The sequence below is a fragment of the Nostoc sp. DedQUE08 genome (genome assembly GCF_034530895.1).
Classification (GTDB): Bacteria; Cyanobacteriota; Cyanobacteriia; order Cyanobacteriales; family Nostocaceae; genus Nostoc.
In genome coordinates this window covers 76,248-97,693 of record NZ_JAVRCD010000020.1, presented here as the reverse complement: position 1 = coordinate 97,693, position 21,446 = coordinate 76,248, and the positions used below count along the sequence as shown (strand labels likewise).

The window sequence follows — 21,446 nt, the reverse complement described above, 5'->3', positions numbered from 1 at the left end:
CCAAAGCTATGCTTTGTCTCCCCTCCCGAAGAGCGGGGAGGGGTTGGGGGTGGGGTGCGATGACTGTGGGAATCATAACTAAATTAGCCGGACTTGATATAAAAACTAACTTTGACTACTTTCATCATTTTTTCAATTGTTCTAAATAGACAGCAACCACTATCATAATGCTGTTACATCTTTGTTAAGAATAGTTACAACTTCTTAACACAAGGAAATATTTCTCATGGAAGTCTCACTTGAAAAGAATGCACCACATCGGGTTGTTATTGTTGGTGGCGGCTTTGGTGGACTGTATACAGCAAAAGCTTTGAAGAAAGCAAATGTAAATGTTACTCTCATTGATAAACGTAACTTTCACCTATTTCAGCCGCTTTTATATCAAGTTGCCACAGGTACGCTATCACCTGCTGATATTTCTGCACCATTGCGATCTGTATTCAGCAAAAGCAAGAATACAAAAGTGTTGTTGGGAAAGGTAAATGATATCGATCCAAAAGCACAACAAGTTATTTTGGGTGATGAAGTAGTACCTTATGACACATTGATTGTCGCCACAGGTGTTAACCATTCCTATTTTGGTAAAGATAACTGGAAAGAATTTGCTCCTGGCTTGAAAACTGTTGAAGATGCTATAGAAATGCGTCGCCAGATATTTTCGGCATTTGAAGCGGCAGAAAAAGAAACCGATCCAGAAAAACGCCGTGCTTTGTTGACTTTTGTGATTGTGGGGGGCGGGCCCACTGGTGTAGAATTATCCGGCGCGATCGCAGAATTAGCATACCAAACTCTCACAGAAGATTTCCGTAGCATCAACACTTCAGAAGCGAGAATTTTACTATTGCAAGGTGGCGATCGCATCCTGCCACACATTGCACCAGAGTTATCGAAAGTAGCAGCAGAATCTTTGCAAAAGTTGGGTGTGGCTGTCTACACCAACACCAGAGTGACAAATATTGAAGGTAACATCGTTACTTTCAAGCGAGGCGATGAATTGACAGAAATTACCTCAAAAACTATCTTGTGGGCAGCAGGTGTTCAAGGTTCGCCTATGGGGAAAGCCCTAGCAAAAAGTACAGGTGTAGAGTGCGATCGCGACGGACGTGTGATTGTAGAACCGGACTTGTCTATCAAGGGTTATAACAACATTTTTGTAGTGGGAGATTTAGGTAACTTTTCCCATCAAAATGGTAAACCCTTACCTGGTGTTGCACCTGTAGCCAAACAACAAGGAGAGTATGTAGCTAAACTCATTAAACGCAGGTTGCAAGGTGAGACTTTGCCACAATTTCGTTACAATGACGTGGGTACTTTGGCAATGATTGGGCAAAATTTAGCTGTTGTAGATTTAGGCTTAGTCAAACTCAAAGGTTTCATTGCTTGGCTCTTTTGGCTAGTAATTCACATCTACTTCTTAATCGAGTTTGACACTAAAGTAGTAGTAGCAATTCAGTGGGGATGGAATTATATTACTCGTAATCGCCGCTCTAGATTGATTACAGGTCGAGAAAGTTTTGTAGAAACAAAAACTGTTAACAGTAACAATAGGTTGCAACAGCCTTCTGGTACACCTCTGTAACTTCAGGGATGACACCCGATAGGACTCATATCGTGTCTTGCTGATGACTTATCTATTTAGACCGCAGGGGAGCAGGGAGGCATACTTTGACTCCGCTCAGTAACCGGGGCAGGGGAGCAGCACTTCTCTACGAGAGGCTTCGCCAACGGCTACGCTCAGTGACCGAGGAGCAGAGGGAAAGAGGCTGTGTAGCAAACGCTGTGAACCCTTTAAATTATTTACTGTCGTAGCTGGCGATCGCCACAATCGTAGATAAAGGAACTTCCGCAAAATACTGTTGCTGAAATTGTTCTTCTCGAACAGCAGCTAAAAATCGTGCAACTGCTTCGTCAGCCAGGTTTTCTACACTATCGTTTGGATTCCAGGTAATTTGTAAAGAACGGTCTTGTCGTTGAACTGTGAACCCTAAGTATTTTAAGGCTTTAATGCCAACAAGTAAGGTTTGGTCGCTGATGCCGATTTTTTCTAAAAGTTGTCCGCGGGTAACTAGTTGATTTGTGCGACTGAGATATTTGGCAATTCCGACAAGAGTCAGCCAAATTTGATTGGGTGGTTGATGCTTAGGTTTAGACCAAGCGATCGCTAATTGTTGCTGATTCTCAAGCCCAGACGTAGAGCGGCTGATTGCCAAACATCGCCGCAACCACATACGTAAATCATCCCAATTCGTGGGACAATCTTCAATAATTAGTCCTGAATGTTGAGTTGCTGAGTGTTCCTGATTCCGTAAGTCTAGGATGAAGGGTGTTAGCGATAGCTGAGTGTTGAGTGCTGAGTTAGCAGAAGAACGCACGGCAATCAATCTGATTTCATAACGTTTTTTGAAGGTGTTGTAGTCTAGTTCTGCTATGCAATCACATCTTCCTATAGGCAATTCATCTTTGTAGTGTCCCCACCATAAACCAGGAAAAGCATTTCTGGTAGAGTCATCCCGAATATCAAACTCAGCTTTAATGTACTGTACCTTTTTCCCCTGCCAATCCTGCTGATTGCGATGCCAAGAATTTTCAAACCAGCAGTTTTGAATTAGCAATTTCGGAACAGGATTACCCATTCCACAAGGTTCTAACAGTTTCAGTTCCAAAAATAACTCTTTCCCCAAGTCGGCTACTGTTACCGTCAAGTCTGCTTGCACGGTTGGCGTTAGAGTTGTACTACCCAAAGATTGCCGCAACTGCTGATTAATCGCTGCTGTAAATAAAGGAATATTCTCCACCAACAAACTCAAACCAGCTGCAAAGGGATGTCCCCCAAAGCGATGTAACAAATGTGCTTGCTCTTTAACCAACTGGTATAAATCGACAGAATTCACCGAACGAGCAGAACCACGAGCTAAGATGAGTTCTGAGTTCTGAGTTCTGAGTTCTGAGTTAGAAGATAAAGAAGTAATTTCTCCCCCTGCTCCCCCTGCTCCCCTGCTCCCCTGCTCTCCTGCTTCCCCTGCTTCCCCTGCCCCTTCCGTACTCAACAAAATCGTCGGGCGTCCAGTTTCTTGTGCTACCTGTCCAGCAACTAAGCCCAATACACCCGCAGGCCATTGGGCATCTTCTAAGACAATGACGCTGGTGGTTGATAAGTCTAATTGAGTAAGTTTTTGCGCTACTTGTGCCTGCACATCTTTTTGTAAAGATTTGCGGCGGGCGTTGGCGAGTTCTGTAACTTCGGCGAGTTCGTTACAACGTTTGACATCCCGACTAGTTAATAATTCCACGCAAAAACTGGCATCACCTTGGATGCGACTAACGGCGTTAATTCTCGGCCCCAAACCAAAAGAAATATCTGTGGGGCGATCGCCACTTTTCTGGCACAATTCTAATAATCGCCCTACCCCTGGTCGCCGCCGTGCTGCTGCTGGCTGTTTAAAATCTTCTTGCAGTCGTTGAATTCCCATCTGTGCCAAGTAGCGGCAATCTCCACTTAATTGCACTAAGTCAGCAATTAATCCAACTGCAACTAAATCTAATAAATCCTCTAACGGATATTTAGCAACATTGGGCAGACTTTGATATAGCGCTTCCACCAACTTATAAGCTACCGCCACCCCAGAAAGATTAAATAACTGATGTTCCTTTGGAAAATAACGGGGATTGATAATCGCTGCAACAGGTGGGCGTTCGGCTGGTAAAGTGTGATGGTCTGTAACTATTACATCTATACCTAGCTGTTTGGCATAGATAATTTCTTCAATGTTTGTGCTACCTGTATCGCAAGTAACTATTAATTTGCAACCTTCTTTTGCTAAGTTATCAATCCCTTGATTATTAAGTCCGTGGGATTCTTTCAGACGATTGGGAATGTAGTAAACTAACTGAGTATTTTGAGCAAAAAACTGCCCCAATCCATCCCAAAGTACCGATGTAGAGGTAATGCCATCAGCATCGAAATCTCCCCAAATGGCAATTTTTTCTTTAGTATTATATGCTTGTCGCAACCGTGCGATCGCCAGATGCATTTCTTGCCCAAATTCAAAGGGACTTGCTGGTTGATAAGCTTTATGGTTGATAAAAGCTGTTAATTGTTGACGATCTTTAATACCCCGTTGCCACAACAACTGCGCTGCATACAGTCCACTTGAGGCAGGTGTATACTGTTTCACTGCTTGGATAAACCACTCTGGTGGTTGTTCAGTTGCTGTTATAGTCCACTGCTGTTGTTCTGGCATACAAACAAAATTATGATTTAGAAGTTAAAACTCTTCAAATACAATGATAATTTGTAAATCTGTAAAGTTGACTTTTAAAAGAGTCAATGCTCATAATGCGGAACTGTTAATCTCTTCTAACCTCTTGACCGAAACTACTGTGAGTGTTCAATTAACTGTGGTCATTAAATGAAGTTTTGATTGATATAAACGTCAGGTTTTAGCAATTATAATATTTATTAACTTTGCTTTTAATTTTATTTTTATTTGCAACTTGTGAGCTAAATCACACTAGTAACCTAGGCACCGAAATAAAATTCTATTTGTGCATAAAATATTATATATAAAATGATGGAATTACTGCAACTAATGTTGGTGCTAGGTACAGTAGTTGGTGTTACAGACGGAAACACTATTTTGGTTAAAGATAATGCAGGACAAACAACTATAGTCAAGTTAGCGTGTATTAATGCACCAGAGGCAACTGACAAGCGCTATGGTTTAGCAGCAACACAAAGGCTAAAACAGCTATTACCACTTCAAACTCCTGTTGTGATTAGAACCACAGAACAACTTAAAAGTGGTCGTCCAGCAGGTGAAGTGTTTGTAGATAATCGGTCAGTAAATCTTCTTCTCGTAGAGTCAGGTAATGCCGTCGTTGATCAAGAATCATTACAAAATTGCTATGAGAGCAAAACCCAATTTTTAATTGCAGAAGCTAATGCTAAGAATAAGCATTTAGGCTTGTGGCAACAATCAAAATTGCAGTTGAAGTTATATACCAAGTAAGCGCTAACACTATCAGTTATAATCAACTGAAACAATTTGCAATTTTAGGATAATACAGTTGAAAATGAGCAATAAAACCCTCATGTAAAGACGCGATTTATCGCGTCTTGAAAGACCAATTATTTACACCAATGACCCTTAACTGAATCGTATTATATTTTAGGATTACTGTACTTATTTCATTGTTTGAGATTTACCATATTTAATTTTTGTCAATAAGTAATATTATGTCCGTTTGATTACTTATAAGACATATTGCAAAAGTAAATTTTGCAATATTTTGGGGAAACGTTAAAGGGTAAGGGGAAAATTAATTCTATCCCTTTCCCCTTTACCCCCGCCCCTTATCCCCAGAGGGGGCCCCACCTTCCCCTTTTACCCATTTCTTGTTGCGTTTTTAATATCACCAATCAACTCATCAATCCTTGATTGAGTAGTGTTCCAAGAACACATAAAACGTACTCCTCCCACACCAATAAATGTATAAAACTGCCAGTTTTTGGCTTTTAAACTGTGAATGACTTCTTCAGGTAATTTTACAAATACAGCGTTGGCTTGTCTAGGAAACATCAAGTCAACACCTTCTATGTTTAATAGTTGATTTTCTAAGTATTCAGCACATTGATTGGCATGTCTAGCATTTTTTAGCCAAGCACCAGTTTCCAATAAACCCAACCAAGGAGCCGAAATAAACCGCATTTTTGAAGCTAGCTGGCCTGCTTGCTTGCATCGATAATCAAAATCTTCTGCTAGCGCTTTATTGAAGAAAAGAATAGCTTCACCTAATGCCATTCCATTCTTGGTACCACAAAAACACAACACATCCACTCCAGTTTTCCAAGTAATTTCAGCAGGACTTTTATTCATAGCGGCAACTGCATTGGCAAAACGAGCGCCATCCATGTGAAGTTTTAAGTTATATTTGTTTGCAACTTCTTTAATACTTAAAAGTTCTTCAATAGAATATAAAGTCCCTAATTCAGTTGATTGCGTAATGCTAATAACTTTAGGTTTGGGATAATGAATGTCAGTACGTTTGGTGACAATTGACTCTATAGACTCTGATGTTAATTTGCCATTCTTACCGTGAGCAAGTAACAATTTAGAGCCATTAGATGCAAATTCCGGTGCGCCACATTCATCTGTTTCTATGTGAGATGTCTCATGGCAAATGACGCTATGATATGACTGACAAAGAGCAGCTAAAGATAAAGAATTTGCGGCTGTACCGTTAAAGGTAAAAAATACTTCACAATCAATTTCAAAGAGATCCCGAAAATAATCTGTTGCTTTTTGAGTCCATTCATCATTTCCATAAGCTGGAACACTACCTTGATTTGCCCTAATCATATATTCCAGTGCTTCAGGACAAATACCAGAGGAATTATCACTTGCAAACTGTTCTAATTGGCTACTCATAATTTTTATTTTGATTTTTAACTAATTGTTACAATTTTAGTAAATAATTTTTGACTTTGCCAAATCCATTGGTGAATAATGCTATTAATCTTTCTAATTATTTAATAATTCTGCTAAGTACAATAACTTTGGATAGCAGGAAGCTAATTTTTTGATAACCATAGTTCATAAGTAATGAAAAACAAGGTTTGTAACTTATATAAAAAATAGCAAGTCTGAACCTTTTGATTTTCACAACTTAAATTTGATTTTTATATTTTGTATCAACCTGAATCGTTATAAAGTTAAGCAGGATATTAATAATATATAAATGACTTTGCTGATGTCTACAGAAAACTGAAATCTTCTTTTCACATCACTGAGATGTTTAATTACTACGGTGTCTTCCTCAGCCTTGCATTGAGGGTATTTTGAGACGATAAACATCGTCAGTAACTAAATATTATGCTAAAAAAATAAAGTTGACTCTAATCAGAATGCTAATTATGTACTTATAATACACTATACAATGTCCTACCAATCACCATCAAATTACTATTGGGCATATTTGTCCTTTGTAAGTTCTCAGTAGTCATTTGTTTATTTTCTACTGACTAATGACCAACGATCGATGACCAATACTTCGGCTTACCTCGGCTCCGCTCGGCACGAGTCGCTCAGTACAAGTGACTAAATAACTAATGACTGAACCATTGATTGAACTAAAAGGTGTTTCTAAGTCCTTTGGTAGCCATAAAGTTCTAGATAATGTAGACTTGACCATTTACCGGGGAGAAGCACTGGGTATTATTGGGCCATCAGGGACTGGGAAATCAACTATCTTACGAGTAATAGCGGGGTTACTTAGTCCTGATGAAGGAGAAATTTATGTGCAAGGAGTGCGGCGAGAGGGTTTGATTGAGGATGGCGGCCAGCAAATTGGCATTGGTATGGTGTTTCAGCAGGCGGCCCTATTTGATTCGCTGACAGTGGAGGAAAATGTGGGATTTTTACTTTATCAAAATTCAAAGCTGCGGCGATCGCGCATCCGAGATTTGGTAAACGAAAAATTGGAGATGGTAGGTTTGCCAGAAATAGGCGACCTCTACCCAGCCGAACTTTCCGGGGGAATGCGCAAACGGGTAAGTTTTGCCCGTGCGATTATGTCTAACCCTGATAATCCCAATGAAGGGCCAGAAGTTCTACTATACGACGAACCAACAGCTGGACTCGATCCCATTGCCTCGACAGTCATCGAAGATTTAATCCGTTACTTGCAATGTTTACATGGAGTTTGTAGTACTTATGCTGTTGTTACCCACCAAGACAGCACTATCCGCCGTACATCTGATAGACTTATATTTCTCTATGAAGGTAAAGTGCAGTGGCAAGGTACAGTTAGTGAAATATACAACACAGAAGATCCCTTGATCAGACAATTTATCAGTGGAAGTGTTCAAGGCCCGATTAAAGTCGCCGGCTAGAAACTTAAAAGCCAGGAGTAAAAAGTTAAATTTAACTACTAACTCCTAACTTTTAACTCCTAATTGGTTATTGGTTGTTGGTGGAGGCAAAAAAATGCGAGGTCTTATGACAAGTCGCTTCGCGTCTGGGCGAACATTTAGAGAAGGTTCTGTGGGATTATTACTCCTGCTAGGACTAGGGGTATTTGGATTACTCTTTCTGTGGTTAAATAGATTCACTGCTGCTGGCCGTTCATACAAAATTATTGTAGAATTTGCCAACGCTGGCGGAATGCAAAAGGGAGCAGCAGTTCGCTATCGTGGCGTTAAGGTAGGAACTATTTCTCAGGTTCGACCAGGGGCAAATGCTATTGATGTAGTGATTGAAATTGCCCAAACTGACTTAATTATCCCCCGTAATGTAGTGGTGGAAGCTAATCAAAGCGGATTAATTAGCGAAAGTATTATTGACATTACACCAAGAACAACCTTACCTCCTGGGGCTGTACTTGCTAAACCCCTAGATAAAAGTTGTGATACCAGTCTCATAGTCTGTAATGGCTCTCGGTTAAAAGGTCAGGTTGGCATTAGTGTTGATGCACTAATTCGCAGTTCAACTGAGCTAGCTGGTGCATACAACGATCCAAAATTTTATAGAAATGTCAATAGGGTTCTAGAAACTACCACAGGCGCAGCATCCAGTTTTACTGAGCTAAGTCAGGATTTACAAGGTTTGACCAAAAGCTTACAACTACAACTTAATACCTTTTCTGCTACGGCTAATTCAGTGCAACGGGCGACAAACCAACTTAATGCATCCGCAAATCAAACAGTAAATAAATTCGGTGCAACTGCAACTCAAGCAAATCGATTGCTGAACAACCTGGATAATTTGGTGACAACAAATCGGTCAACACTGGTTGGTGCGTTGAACAATATCACCGAAACCAGCAACCAATTGCGTGTTACAGTCAGTAGCTTATCACCAGCTGTCAATCGATTGACTCAAGGACAATTACTCAACAATTTAGAAACGCTTTCAGCAAATGCAGCCCAAGCCTCAGCTAATTTACGTGATGCTTCTAAAGGCTTAAACGATCCAAAGAATGCGGTGTTGCTGCAACAAACTTTAGATTCAGCACGAGTAACCTTTGAAAATACCCAAAAAATTACATCTGATTTAGATGAATTGACAGGCGATCCTAATTTCCGTAAAAATCTGCGGCAATTGGTGAATGGTTTAAGTGGTTTAGTATCTTCTACACAACAGATGCAGCAACAAGTGCAGGTTGCTACTACTCTAGATTCGGTAAAAGCTGCTGTGAGCAAACCAAAGAATCTAATTCCTACCCCAGCACCAACCCAAGAGGCTATGTTTAATGACAAGTCGCTACCAGTCTACGAAAATAATCCTTCAGCGGCTAATTTTGCAAGTACCGACACCGACCTTCAATCAACTCCTAGTCCGTCTATCCCAAACTCATCCCAAGAAAACCTTTTGAAGCAGCTACGGGAGTACGGCAAGCAACGAGAGCAACTGGAGACGGGGAAAGAGGCAATACAGGTTGACCCTTCGGCTTCGCTCACTGCTGACCCTGAGCAAAGCCAAACTGTTGAAAATTTTAAGTAAGATATTTTACTGTCAGGTGAATGTATTGAAGCTCATCGACACCACTCGCCATAACCTTGAAAACCGTATAATTTTGTTGACTGGTGTCGATTCTTTGCACAGTAGAGTTTTCAGGCTGCAAAACCCATTGCTTATTGATACAGCAGATTTCAAGTTGGTGACCTACACAAGCTAAGTCTGTTACCCAGATATAAAGCGTGTTTTACTCCAATACGCTTGGGTTAAGGGTTATTGGTGTAGAATTCTGGACTGTATTGTGTTTTACTCCTGAATTCTGTTAGCAGTAGCGGGGCGTTTAGCCCATTCTGAATTCTGCTGTATCTTCCAAAACTTAAATAAGTTTGCTCCCTTTCATGACAGCCGCCGCTTTTAAGAGCGAATTAACATTGGGTCATAAATTTGAGACTCTTGAACCCCATAATTGCACAGAATAGACCTAGCTATATCTTGCTCGCGCTCTGTGCCACTAACGATAAGTATGTAATTGCCTTGCTCTATTTGCTCATTATAAAAGCGTGCCCACTCATCTGCTATTCCTAACCTCATAGCGTCAAAGCGTTCACTTAAATTAATGCCTATTGGCACAACCAATTGAGAAAAGTCTTTACAAATTAAGGAAATCTGGTTTACTGAAAAACCTGCGATACACATATCCTTAATTGCCGCTTCAGCATTATCTATGCTATTAAAGCAACTAACACTATACTTAGACATCATCCCAATTTTACTAGGAATGGCAGTAGCAGAAGTCGTTGTGGTCAGAGAATTTGTAGTTTCATATTCACTGTTGAGATGCTCGTAAATGCCAAACTCTTCAATACCCCAACGCTGTAGTATTTCTTGTACTTTAGCAATTTCAAAAGATGTACAATCCACGATTATTAAATAGTGTCCCTCCTCTACTCGCTCGTTATATGCTCTAGCTTGCTCTGACGACATTCCCCAACCAACTAATGCACCAGCAAAAGTCCCAGTGGCAGCACCAATACTTGCGCCAACAAGGGTTGTAACCAAAGCAGTTGCTGCCGCCCCAGCCAGCATTATTGGGCCAATTCCAGGGATTGCTAAAGTCCCAAGACCCACTAATAAACCAGTTAACCCACCAACAGCGCCTCCTGAAAGCCCTCCTACTGTTGCACCTTCGTCAGCTTTATCACCAGTGTCCTCTTTAACTTTATTATCGGCAATCTCATGATTGCGATCTGAATTTTGTACAAGTATAGATACTTTCTCCATTGCCAAGCCAGAAGCTCTCAACTCATGTATTGCCTGTTCTGCATCTATCCGATGAGTAAATACGCCTACAGCACGTTGATATTGACTTAAAACCATAATTACTCCTTGGTCGCAGGGGAAAGATTAATCGCTGACAAAGTTGATTCTTCAGTACTTGTTATATTAAATACGAGTTGGTTCAACTCAAAACTATCCTTAGTAATAAAATACATTCCTTGCTTATGAGGTAGGCAATAACACCCTCAACGGTGCAAGTCAAAAAATGAATACACCAAGATGGAAAGACCCTTAACTGATGCGGAATTATTATTAGTGATTGACACAGGACAGCCTCAACTACATATGTATGTCCAACGCAGACATAACTAGATTCCCCTGTGTTGATATTTTAAATTCTCACAGCTTGGTCGTGGAATGCAAATTACGTCTTTGAAATTTCTTTCGCTTTCGTCCTGACTGTGGTGTTCCCTATAAGGAGTCCAGGAATTCTGTGTGATTTGATGGGCAACCTATTTAACAAAACCTTCCTAAAGGCTGAGTGTCCTTTATTTATAGTTTGTCCGTAGGCAGAAGAGATCGATACATAGAATAAGTAATATTCATTATGTATAGCTAAAAGGCTTGTGTAGATTTCATCCTACCTAGTTCAAGCAGTATTTTTTTATGAATTTGGTAAGCAGTAATTATGCGTTGGCAAATAGGTCGTCGGAGTACAAATGTTGAAGATCGGCGTGGGATGAAGATTTCCGCTCCTGTCGTCGGTGGGGGCGTAGGAGCAGCACTCATATCGCTACTGGTTTTACTATTGGGTGGCGATCCTAGTGCCCTTTGGCAAGAAGATTCCCCACCAAATGATAGCCCGGTAGCTGAGTCACCTCAAACAACAGGATCTCAAACTCAAGATCAAATGGCGGATTTTGTATCTGTTGTACTGGCTGATACAGAAGATACATGGAGTGAGTTGTTTCGGCAAGATGGAAAAAGTTATGTAGAACCAAAGTTAGTTCTTTACTCAGGAGCGGTAGAATCTGCTTGTGGATTTGCACGTTCAGCAGTTGGGCCGTTTTATTGTCCGCGCGATCAAAAAGTGTATATTGACTTGAGTTTTTACCGCGATTTGAAGACTCAATATCAGGCACCTGGAGATTTTGCTCAAGCATACGTGATTGCTCATGAAATTGGGCATCATGTCCAAAATTTACTGGGGATTTCGCAGCAAGTTAGAGGTTTGCAGAACCAAGCGAGTCAGACACAAGCAAATCAGCTTTCTGTGCGATTAGAATTACAAGCAGACTGTTTTGCAGGCGTTTGGGCAAATCATGCTCAACGCTCACGGCAAATTCTGGAAACAGGTGATATTGAAGAAGCATTGAACGCAGCTAGCAGTATTGGAGATGACCGCTTGCAAAAACAAGCTAAAGGTTATGCTGTGCCAGAATCTTTTACACATGGTAGTTCCGCCCAAAGGGTTCGTTGGTTTAAACAAGGTATCCAAACGGGCGATCCTCAGAAATGTAATACTTTTGCCAGGACAAATTAAATTCTTAACATAGAGCAGAATTCAGAATGGGCTAAACGCCCCGCTACCGCTAACAGAATTCAGGAGTAAAATACGCTTTATATTTGGGTAAACAAACTTGAAATCTGCTGTATTTCAAGTTTTACGATTCTCTGGCATATCGAGCTTTATTGGCAAAACTTTCCCGGTCGGGGAGCAGATATTGAGGAAGCGATCGCCAGAATCGATTTTGCCTAAACTCATCTGGTTCTGGAAACGAGATAGCGATCGCAAAATTCCCAATGCCCAATTCCCAATGCCCAATTCCCCATAACTAATTCCAATCCTGTTCGTCTTTCTTGCCACGGCTTTTGTAAATTCCCCCCAAATCGTGAATTTGACGAGTTTTCTCAAAAAGCTCGGCTTCGGTTAAACCCCACTGCTGCAAGACTTTATCTAGGTCTTTTTGAATGTCTCTCGCCCCTGGAAACCCTTGATAACGCATTCGCAGCCTAGCCAATTCTGCTAAGTTATAGTCTGTTGCCTCTTGAGCGAGTAAAATATCAATAAGGGGGCGATCGCGGTTATAAAGTGGATGTTGTTGGTCTTTCCCAGCCGTTGCTTCAGTCATTGTCAGTCCTGAGTTTAGAGTGCTAAGTCCTGAATTTTAAGTTTAGCTGACAGTGGAAAACAGAACAGACAAAAGAAAATTGTCAAATACCGAAAGTTTAACTGTCAACTTTGCAACTTCTGACTTTCCCCGTACTACACTCAGCACTCCTACTAGACGGCAAGTACACCTGATGTCTTACGGCTCTCACCACTGCCACTTAACTTTAAATAAAGTTACATTGTTCTTAAGAAAATACAAAAAACTTTAGATGAGGGTGAATTTTATCTCACCCAAAGTCCAAGCAGCGAGGGAGCAAGAACCCATTATGTTTGAACACTTCACTTCCGAAGCCATTAGAGTAATTATGTTAGCTCAGGAGGAAGCCCGTCGCCTGGGACACAACTTTGTAGGAACAGAACAAATTCTCCTGGGTTTGATGGGAGAAGGAACTGGGGTTGCTGCTAAAGTGCTAGCTGAATTAGGCGTTACCCTCAAAGATGCACGTCGCGAGGTAGAAAAAATTATTGGTAGGGGTTCTGGCTTTGTACCACCAGAAATTCCTTTTACTCCTAAAGTAAAAAGCCTCTTCGAGCAATCGTTTAAAGAAGCTCATAGTTTGGGACAGAATTACATCAATACTGAACACTTACTCTTAGGATTAACCGAGGCTGGTGAAGGTGTCGCCGCCAAAGTATTACAAAATCTAGGGGTTGACTTCAAGAGTGTCCGCACTGCCATAGTTCGCCGTTTGGGTGAAAATGCACCAGCTTTTGCTGGTAGTGGTAATCAGAAGCGCACCCAACCGCTAACAATGGAAGAGTTTGGCAGAAATTTGACCAAATTAGCCCAAGAAGGCAGACTTGACCCCGTAGTTGGTCGCCAGAAAGAAATTGAGCGGGCGATCCAAATTCTCGGTCGCCGCACCAAGAATAACCCAGTGTTGATTGGGGAACCAGGAGTTGGTAAAACTGCGATCGCAGAAGGTCTAGCTCAACGTATTATCAATCAGGATGTTCCTGAAAGCTTACAAGACAAGCAAGTTATCAGCCTCGATATGGGGTCATTGGTAGCTGGAACTCGCTTCCGTGGCGATTTTGAAGAACGCATCAAAAAAGTTGTGGAAGAAGTCCGCACTGTGGGCAATATCATCCTGGTGATTGACGAAATTCACACCTTGGTTGGCGCTGGTGGTACAGAAGGTGGCTTGGATGCAGCCAACATCCTTAAACCTGCCTTAGCACGAGGAGAACTCCAGTGCATCGGCGCAACTACCCTCGATGAGTATCGGAAGCATATTGAGCGCGATGCCGCCCTAGAGCGTCGTTTCCAACCGATTCAGGTCGGGGAACCATCGGTAGAGGAAACCGTACAAATTCTCTACGGCTTGCGCGGTGCTTATGAACAACACCACAAAGTCACAATTTTGGATTCAGCACTTGTGGCCGCCGCAGAATTATCAGACCGCTATATTAGCGATCGCTTCTTGCCAGATAAGGCAATAGACTTGATTGATGAAGCTGGTTCTCGCGTTCGTTTGCGGAACTCCCAAAGTTCTCCCAATAAAGAACTTAAGCGCGAACTCGCTGGCGTTACCAAAGAGAAAGAAGCAGCAGTCAGAGTCCAAGATTTTGACAAAGCTACACAACTGCGCGACCAAGAGTTAAAACTCGCAGAACAACTGCAAGCAACGTTTACATCAAACGAGCAACCTGTCAACTCGACTGTAGTTGACGAAGAAGACATTGCTCAAATCGTTGCCTCTTGGACTGGCGTACCAGTTAATAAGCTCACAGAATCTGAGTCAGAGTTGCTCTTGCATTTAGAAGACACTCTGCATCAGCGCCTCATCGGCCAAGAGCAAGCAGTCACGGCTGTATCTCGCGGTATCCGTCGCGCCCGCGTCGGTTTGAAAAATCCCAATCGTCCCATTGCTAGCTTTATCTTCTCTGGCCCAACTGGCGTTGGTAAAACAGAATTGGCGAAAGCACTAGCTTCCTACTTCTTCGGTGCGGAAGACTCGATGATTCGGCTAGATATGTCCGAATACATGGAAAGTCACACCGTCGCCAAGCTAATTGGTTCGCCTCCTGGTTATGTAGGATATGACGAAGGCGGACAGCTTACAGAAGCTGTGCGGCGGAAACCTTACACAGTGCTGCTATTCGACGAAATCGAAAAAGCACACCCCGATGTATTCAATATGCTGCTGCAACTCTTGGATGACGGTCATCTTACCGATGCCAAAGGTCGGAAAGTGGACTTCAAGAACACGCTGATCATTTTGACTTCTAACATCGGTTCTAAGGTGATTGAAAAAGGCGGTAGTGGTTTAGGCTTTGACTTCGACACTCAAGCCGATGCTAGTTATAACCGTATTCGCACCTTGGTAAATGAGGAATTGAAAGCTTACTTCCGTCCTGAGTTTCTTAACCGTCTTGATGAGATTATCGTCTTCACACAGCTTTCCAAGGATGAAGTTAAGCAAATCGCCGAAATTATGCTTCGCGATGTTGCTAGTCGCTTGACAGAAAAGGGAATTATCTTAGAAGTTAGCGATCGCTTCAAAGAGCTTGTGGTACAAGAAGGTTATAACCCCAGCTACGGCGCTAGGCCATTACGTCGGGCAATTATGCGCCTCTTAGAAGATTCTCTCGCCGAAGCAATGCTATCTGGTGAAATTACAGATGGAGACACAGCCCTGATTGATGTTGATGATGACTCTCAAGTGAGAGTACAAAAATCAGAAAAACGAGAATTGCTCTTGGCAAATGTTGGCTAATTTTATACCCGATCGCTTTTTACTGTAATATTTGAGAAACACTCCAGCCTCTTGCGTAGAGCAGAGGCACAAACAGGGTCATCTCAGACAAACATCAAGTGAAATGGTATTATTTCTCACCCCTAGTAGAAATGCTAGGGGTTTTTTTCTGCGATTTATTTTGAGTGGGCAATACCCGTCTCCCACTGTAGCAAATAGAGGATTGAGGAGGAGTATGCTCGCGGACATGAAATAAGTTATACCAATTTAAAAAAAGAATGCGACAGATACATTTTCCCAAACCTTTGTTCTGTCTACCTTTCCTAATTTTGAATGCGTGAATTTTGAATTGATATTACGGTCTTTTTATAGTCTTCTCGGTTGACTTATAACTCCTGACTCCTGCCCAAACAGTAAGTGGCTGCCCAACTTGCTTATACAGTAAGCTTTCCATAATTACACCATTATTGTTAGCGGTGAGAGTTTTATTCGGCTGACGCAGAGACTCATAAAAGCCGTTGTACCAGCCTTCTTGAGACTTAAGATTGCCTTGAACGAAATCAAATAACTGACGGGTATAAGCAGTGTTATAAAGCACATGCCAGCCGATCGCAGCTTTGGCACTGAGGAATCGCAAATTGTTGTGCTGTTCTCTAGTATCCGCGATGGTTGCCCAAGGTTCTCCGTTGACAAATAGGCTGCTGTAAACAAAGTATGGCGCGCGATCTAAGTTATCTTCGGTGACGGCGGTTAATTGTTTTGTCGCTTCATAACGCGCGGCTTGGGCAGCTAAAATCCGATCGGCATAAGCTTTAGGCAAAGCTTGAAACCCAGTTTCGATGCCATCCAAGATATAGGGTTCGCTAAGAACGTAGTTATTGGCTCCAGAGTTTTTATAGTCTCGTTTGTCATAAGGAATTCCTTGTCCGTAAAGATCGACAAAGGCAGTATGGGACTGATAATCTAAAGCTTTATTAACATTCAAACCCCAAAGCTTCAAACCATAAGCAGCATAATTCTCATAGCCCAAGCGACCTTCTTGATTGTATTGTTCTTTGCCTTTGATGACAGCAGTACCATACATTTGACCGTTTGTGGTCAGACGCTTGACTTGCCAGTGTTGCCAAACTGCTGCTGTTTGCGATCGCATTTCTGGATACTTTGCCTCGACAATCTTCAGCCAGATTGCCATTCTTCCTAAATCGATGGCTGACCAGCCAATTTCTTCCCGTTTATCTAGTTGACCATAATTAACAGGGACGAGAGTTTTCGCATTGTAAACTTTGTTGGGTAATTCTCCTTTATACAAAGGCATTGAGGCCAGTGTATTCAACATTTTGCTCATTTTGGCTTCAAATTCAGCCGCAGGCACGATATTGAGTTCTTTAGCACTGACTAAAGCGGCGATCGCTGCTGTTTGATCCCACATACTTATCGAGGCAAAGCCATCAACGGAATTGATCAAGCCGGTTTCATCGTTCCAGTTGCGCTGGAAGTATGACCAAGCTTGACGCGCCGTTGTCATTTCTTCTGGGGTTAATTTTCCAACTCCAGGAGCAACGTAGGGAATTATGGCTACTGTTAATTGATTCTTAGGAATCGGTTGACCTGGCAAAACTACGGATTTAGCATCAAGGCTGGCAACTATTTCAGCATCTTTGACACCAAAGACAGAGGGTTGGGGTTTCTCTGGTTGTAAAGCAGTTGGGGATGTTGATATTTCAGGTTTTTTTATAGAAGTATTGGAAAGTTGCTTAGACCAACCATTTAAAAGTGCGATCGCGATCGCAGCGGTAACGACTCCTCCTACAGTAGCTAGTATGGACAAGCTCTTAGGTGGTGGTTGAAAATCAGAACTCATACTGATTAAAGCCTTATTTTGTAAGTCAGGGTTATTTGCGTAGTTTCACCAAATACATTCTTCCCAACTTTGAAATCTAACTAACACCCAGAAGTGCACCTGACTACTACAATAAAATAGTCACGCACCCGATCTCTGGAGTTCTAGCAGTGGGATTATTTGATGATTTGAGTCGGTTTCTAGAAAACCGTTTAGAAGAATTCTTGCGTAACAATCCACATTTGGAGTTAGAGGCGCTGCTAGAACAGCTGCGTGAGCAAGAAGAAGACACATTAAAGTTAATCGCAGATTTAAAATTACAAGAGAAGCGATCGCAAGAAGAAATTCTTTCCACCGCGCAAGAAATTCAGCGTTGGCATATCCGCATTCAAAAAGCCAAAAACGCTAATAGAGAGGATTTGGCAGCGGCGGCGGGTGAGCGAGAAGCAGCCCTGTTGCGCGAAGGAAATCAGCGCTGGGGACACATGCAAGGGTTGAAAGAACGCATTAACCAATCTCAAGAATTACTGAAAAAAATTCAGCAACGGCGACAAGAAGTGCAAGCTAAAGCTGCCGAAGCACAAACAGCCCGTGCGAAAGCGCAAACCCAGCAGCGTTCAGAAAGCATTGGCTGGTCAAATCAAACTAGCACTTTTTCTAGTGGGTTTGATGACTTAGAAGAGAAGTTCCGTAGCTGGGAAACTCAGGATGAATTAGAACAAATGAAGCGGAATATGCAGAAGTAGCGCCTATTGGCTAAAATACGCCGAAATAACAAATGCGATCGCAAAAGTAACAAATGAGTTCGCAAAAGCAACAAATGCGATCACCAAAGTAACAAATGCGTAGGCGTAGCCAGCCGTAGGCATCGCCAGAAATAGCTTACTCACTTGGTTTTCCGCGTCAGTTTTACCCCACCCTAACCCTCCCCTTGGAAAGGGGAGGGAACAAGATTTCTTATTTCCCCCCTTTACAAGGGGGGATTAAGGGGGGTAATAATGTGATTAAAATCACAGCCAACTACTTTTTCAACAACCTCTTAAGCTGAGTGAACACTAAAAACGAAAAATCAAAGCTTTCAGGCACATTTTACAAGAAGAATTAGGGATTTTTAGAAGAGTAGGATAAGTTCATTGCTGTTGTTCATGGGAAAAAGCAACGGTTGCAGGTAATCAGGATTATCCCGTCCTTGAATCGGTTGTAAAATTCGCGCAGCGACTGACAAAGCTAATAAGCGTGTAGTATGTATATAAACTATATATACCAAGCAATATGAGTGCAGAGTTATTAACTATTGCTGGCTCAGTAGGAAAAGCAGTATTTCCAGAAATTGTTAAGAAAATCAATAGTGCATTAAATCCTACAGACTTAGAAAAAGCTTTGAAAGCAGGTGTACAATCCGCCGAAGAGTGGGATTATAATCAAGATTCTGATAAACATTATTTTTTCGTTGTACGCCAAAGGATGCGAGAGAACTTGTAGAGGGTTTTTTCAAAGATACGGGAGTTCAAGAAGAATTACAGAAGCCTTTTACTGAGAAAACAACCCCAAATCTACAAGTTTTAATTAAAATATTCCACAAAATTAAATCAGAAAAGCCAAACTTAGAGTTTCGCGATGAAAGTATTGAACATTGGCTGAAAAAGTTTGCAGATGCTTATTTTGAACACACCAATACATATTTAAAATTTCAAATTGCTAAATCAGATTATTTCAAACAACTATTAGGCTATTTTGAGGGAGTTGAATTTGTTGGCATAAAGGTAAAAACAAAAGAAGAAGAAAAATTTGCTAAACTACCACAAATTTTTGTGATGCCTAATGTAGTTGAGCAGGTGGAAGTTAGAGAAATCAAAGCTTTAAAATTAAATCTATATTTTGTTATTGTAGATACACCCGGCCTAGCAATGCCAGGAAAATTTCCTTGGGAAAAACAAAGTAGTGGCAATAAATTCTCAGCCCAAGAACTGCTGAAAGAAAGTACGCGCAATAAATTTGTTGTGTTGGGAGAACCAGGAATTGGTAAAACAACTTTGATGAGTTATTTTGCTGTGATGCTGGCTGAACAGCAGACTGAAAAATTCGGTTTATCAGCAGACTTAGAGTTACTGCCAATTTTGATTAGAATTAGAGACTTAGGCAAAGCTTCAACAAAGAATATTTTAGAATATATACGCAATTTTGCCAATAGTATTCATGTTAAAGAATTGCCTAAAGGTTTCTTTGAACATTGGTTAGAAGATGGGAGAGCGTTAATTTTACTTGATGGCTTAGATGAAATCGCTAAACCAAGCGATCGCCATGAATTTGTAAAGATAATTCACAGCTTTCTCGGACAATATTCTCAAAATCGGGCAATTATAACTTCGCGTCCAGCAGGTTATAGTCGAGAGTTTTTTCGTACAGATGAATTCCCTCATTATCATCTGGAAAAGTTTGATGATAGTCAAATTGATTTATTTATTCAGCAATGGTATAACAGCAGACTGCCAAACAACCTAGAAAAAGCACAAGAGCGTCAAGAAAGCTTAAAAAAAGCATTAGCAGCACAAGAACGCATCAAATTATTAGCACGCAATCCTTTACTACTGACAATCATTGCCTTGATTCATCGCTATGATGCACATTTGCCTAGACAGCGACATAAACTCTATGAACAGGCAGTTGATACGCTATTGATTAACTGGGATGTCAATAAGGGCATTGAGTCTTGGAAGTTGAAGTATATTAAATTGGACGATATCAAAATATTGATGCAACGTCTTGCTTACTGGATTCATTCTCAAGGGGAAACTGGCGATAAAGAAGGTGGTACGCTGATTGATAGAGATGAGTTAATTACGCAATTAAGCAAATATATTCGTGAATGTAATTATCAAGTTCAAAAACATCAAGCTCAAGAGGAAGCAAAACGCTTAGTTGACCATATTACAGAACGCTGTGGTTTATTAAACGAACAAGGTCAAGATAGATATGCCTTTGTGCATAAGACATTTCAGGAATATTTGGCAGGTGAAGAAATACGCGATCGCCAATCAGGAGACTTTAACGAAGTACTAAATCACATTGGAGATTATCTACACAATTCCCACTGGCGAGAAGTGTTGTTGCTGTTAATAGCTCAACAAAATCAAAATAACTCGAAAAAAATTATTGAAGCAATTCTCCAACAAGAGACTCCTTATGAAGAATGGCTGCACCGCAATCTTTTCTTTGCAGGTACTTGTTTAGCTGAAGATTTAAAATTATCTGATGGTAAATTGATTACAGATATTTTAGAGGAATTAGTTGAGCTTGAAGTTAGCAATTCTCAGCGAGTAGGTAGGAAAGTTAAATCACAGGTTTTTCAAATTCTTTGCAATTTAAACGAAACCCGGTTTCAAGCTCAAGCATTAGAATGGTTAAAAGCATCAGCAGATTTGATAGATATAAAGCTACTGCGAGAATATCGGGCCGCTTTAGGTGAACAACAGGAAGTATTGGCAGAACTGCTGGGTTTACTCAAAGATGAGAGTGAGAATGTGCGTGACTCTGCTGCTTTTGCATTGGGCAAGTTGGGCAACGCCTCGCCACAAGTAGTTGAAGCACTGCTGGGTTTACTCAAAGATGAGAGTGAGATTGTACGTAACTCTGCTGTTTTTGCATTGGGCAAGTTGGGCAACGCCTCGCCACAGGTAGTTGAAGCACTGCTGGATTTACTCAAAGATGAGAGTGAGGGTGTGCGTTACTCTACTGCTTTTGCATTGGGCAAGTTGGGCAACGCCTCGCCACAGTTAGTTGAAGTACTGTTGGGTTTACTCAAAGATGAGAGTGAGAATGTGCGTGACTTTGCTGCTTTAGCATTGGGCAACTTGGGCAACGCCTCGTCACAGGTAGTTGAAGCACTGCTGGGTTTACTCAAAGATGAGAGTGAGAGAGTGCGTAACTCTGCTGCTGAAGCATTGGGCAACTTGGGCAACGCCTCGCCACAGGTAGTTGAAGCACTGCTGGGTTTACTCAAA

Annotated in this window: 15 protein-coding genes and 1 pseudogene; 10 read left to right on the top strand and 6 right to left on the bottom strand. The window is 41.4% G+C overall.

The window, feature by feature from the left end:
• Window positions 1-226 precede the first annotated feature (226 nt).
• Window positions 227-1,579, top strand: coding sequence for an NAD(P)/FAD-dependent oxidoreductase (locus RMY64_RS15740; RefSeq protein ID WP_322700558.1), 1,353 nt, complete (start codon window positions 227-229; stop codon window positions 1,577-1,579).
• A 214-nt stretch (window positions 1,580-1,793) separates the two neighbouring features.
• On the opposite strand, the gene RMY64_RS15735 is transcribed toward RMY64_RS15740, so the two are convergent.
• Window positions 1,794-4,241, bottom strand: coding sequence for a single-stranded-DNA-specific exonuclease RecJ (locus RMY64_RS15735; RefSeq protein WP_322700557.1), 2,448 nt, complete (start codon window positions 4,239-4,241; stop codon window positions 1,794-1,796).
• Between the two features lie 327 nt (window positions 4,242-4,568).
• Here RMY64_RS15735 and RMY64_RS15730 point away from each other — a divergent pair, with 327 nt between their 5' ends.
• Window positions 4,569-5,009: a thermonuclease family protein gene (locus tag RMY64_RS15730; protein ID WP_322700556.1), complete on the top strand. Its 441-nt coding sequence runs from the start codon at window positions 4,569-4,571 to the stop codon at window positions 5,007-5,009.
• 375 nt (window positions 5,010-5,384) lie between these two features.
• On the opposite strand, the gene RMY64_RS15725 is transcribed toward RMY64_RS15730, so the two are convergent.
• On the bottom strand, window positions 5,385-6,428 hold the full coding sequence (locus tag RMY64_RS15725) for a low specificity L-threonine aldolase (RefSeq protein ID WP_322671927.1): 1,044 nt from the start codon (window positions 6,426-6,428) through the stop codon (window positions 5,385-5,387).
• Window positions 6,429-7,108: 680 nt separating this feature from the next.
• On the opposite strand from RMY64_RS15725, the gene RMY64_RS15720 reads away from it, so the two are divergent.
• Window positions 7,109-7,891, top strand: coding sequence for an ABC transporter ATP-binding protein (locus RMY64_RS15720; RefSeq protein WP_322671926.1), 783 nt, complete (start codon window positions 7,109-7,111; stop codon window positions 7,889-7,891).
• Window positions 7,892-7,985: 94 nt separating this feature from the next.
• The gene (locus RMY64_RS15715) at window positions 7,986-9,500 is read left to right on the top strand and encodes an MlaD family protein (protein ID WP_322700555.1); all 1,515 of its coding nucleotides are present in this window, start codon (window positions 7,986-7,988) and stop codon (window positions 9,498-9,500) included.
• 369 nt (window positions 9,501-9,869) lie between these two features.
• Here the strand turns inward: RMY64_RS15715 and RMY64_RS15710 are convergent, their stop codons facing one another.
• A complete protein-coding gene (locus RMY64_RS15710; RefSeq protein WP_322671924.1) occupies window positions 9,870-10,832 on the bottom strand; it encodes a hypothetical protein in 963 nt (320 codons plus the stop codon).
• 589 nt (window positions 10,833-11,421) lie between these two features.
• Between RMY64_RS15710 and RMY64_RS15705 the strand changes: the two genes are divergently transcribed.
• Together RMY64_RS15705 and RMY64_RS15700 are read left to right on the top strand one after the other, a co-directional pair.
• Window positions 11,422-12,276: a neutral zinc metallopeptidase gene (locus RMY64_RS15705; RefSeq protein ID WP_322685535.1), complete on the top strand. Its 855-nt coding sequence runs from the start codon at window positions 11,422-11,424 to the stop codon at window positions 12,274-12,276.
• Window positions 12,277-12,373: 97 nt separating this feature from the next.
• Window positions 12,374-12,568 (top strand): hypothetical protein, encoded by a 195-nt coding sequence (locus RMY64_RS15700; protein WP_322700554.1) that lies wholly within the window; start codon window positions 12,374-12,376, stop codon window positions 12,566-12,568.
• Here RMY64_RS15700 and RMY64_RS15695 read toward each other — a convergent pair whose 3' ends face one another.
• Entirely contained in the window at window positions 12,569-12,865 is a 297-nt protein-coding gene (locus RMY64_RS15695) for a DUF3288 family protein (protein ID WP_094353136.1), read from the bottom strand.
• 307 nt (window positions 12,866-13,172) lie between these two features.
• Between RMY64_RS15695 and RMY64_RS15690 the strand changes: the two genes are divergently transcribed.
• Window positions 13,173-15,626 (top strand): ATP-dependent Clp protease ATP-binding subunit, encoded by a 2,454-nt coding sequence (locus RMY64_RS15690; protein WP_322700553.1) that lies wholly within the window; start codon window positions 13,173-13,175, stop codon window positions 15,624-15,626.
• 334 nt (window positions 15,627-15,960) lie between these two features.
• Here the strand turns inward: RMY64_RS15690 and RMY64_RS15685 are convergent, their stop codons facing one another.
• Complete coding sequence (locus RMY64_RS15685; RefSeq protein WP_322700552.1) at window positions 15,961-17,466, bottom strand: DUF3131 domain-containing protein; 1,506 nt, start codon at window positions 17,464-17,466, stop codon at window positions 15,961-15,963.
• Between the two features lie 149 nt (window positions 17,467-17,615).
• Between RMY64_RS15685 and RMY64_RS15680 the strand changes: the two genes are divergently transcribed.
• Window positions 17,616-18,191, top strand: a complete 576-nt coding sequence (locus RMY64_RS15680) for a TIGR04376 family protein (RefSeq protein ID WP_322689025.1) — start codon at window positions 17,616-17,618, stop codon at window positions 18,189-18,191.
• Window positions 18,192-18,194: 3 nt separating this feature from the next.
• On the opposite strand, the gene RMY64_RS15675 is transcribed toward RMY64_RS15680, so the two are convergent.
• Window positions 18,195-18,335, bottom strand: coding sequence for a hypothetical protein (locus RMY64_RS15675; RefSeq protein WP_322700551.1), 141 nt, complete (start codon window positions 18,333-18,335; stop codon window positions 18,195-18,197).
• A 382-nt stretch (window positions 18,336-18,717) separates the two neighbouring features.
• On the opposite strand from RMY64_RS15675, the pseudogene RMY64_RS36840 reads away from it, so the two are divergent.
• Window positions 18,718-19,151: pseudogene (locus RMY64_RS36840) on the top strand (signal transduction protein); the annotation flags it as partial.
• Between the two features lie 108 nt (window positions 19,152-19,259).
• A partial coding sequence (locus tag RMY64_RS15665) for an NACHT domain-containing protein (RefSeq protein WP_322700549.1) occupies window positions 19,260-21,446 on the top strand: 2,187 nt, incomplete at its 3' end.

Bases quoted from the DNA above. Each gene is read 5' to 3' on its own strand.
- RMY64_RS15735 (WP_322700557.1), bottom strand. From the start codon at position 4,241: ATGCCAGAACAACAGCAGTGGACTATAACAGCAACTGAACAACCACCA.
- RMY64_RS15730 (WP_322700556.1), top strand. From the start codon at position 4,569: ATGATGGAATTACTGCAACTAATGTTGGTGCTAGGTACAGTAGTTGGT.
- RMY64_RS15705 (WP_322685535.1), top strand. From the start codon at position 11,422: ATGCGTTGGCAAATAGGTCGTCGGAGTACAAATGTTGAAGATCGGCGT.
- RMY64_RS15710 (WP_322671924.1), bottom strand. From the start codon at position 10,832: ATGGTTTTAAGTCAATATCAACGTGCTGTAGGCGTATTTACTCATCGG.
- RMY64_RS15720 (WP_322671926.1), top strand. From the start codon at position 7,109: ATGACTGAACCATTGATTGAACTAAAAGGTGTTTCTAAGTCCTTTGGT.
- RMY64_RS15690 (WP_322700553.1), top strand. From the start codon at position 13,173: ATGTTTGAACACTTCACTTCCGAAGCCATTAGAGTAATTATGTTAGCT.
- RMY64_RS15695 (WP_094353136.1), bottom strand. From the start codon at position 12,865: ATGACTGAAGCAACGGCTGGGAAAGACCAACAACATCCACTTTATAAC.
- RMY64_RS15715 (WP_322700555.1), top strand. From the start codon at position 7,986: ATGCGAGGTCTTATGACAAGTCGCTTCGCGTCTGGGCGAACATTTAGA.
- RMY64_RS15725 (WP_322671927.1), bottom strand. From the start codon at position 6,428: ATGAGTAGCCAATTAGAACAGTTTGCAAGTGATAATTCCTCTGGTATT.
- RMY64_RS15740 (WP_322700558.1), top strand. From the start codon at position 227: ATGGAAGTCTCACTTGAAAAGAATGCACCACATCGGGTTGTTATTGTT.
- RMY64_RS15685 (WP_322700552.1), bottom strand. From the start codon at position 17,466: ATGAGTTCTGATTTTCAACCACCACCTAAGAGCTTGTCCATACTAGCT.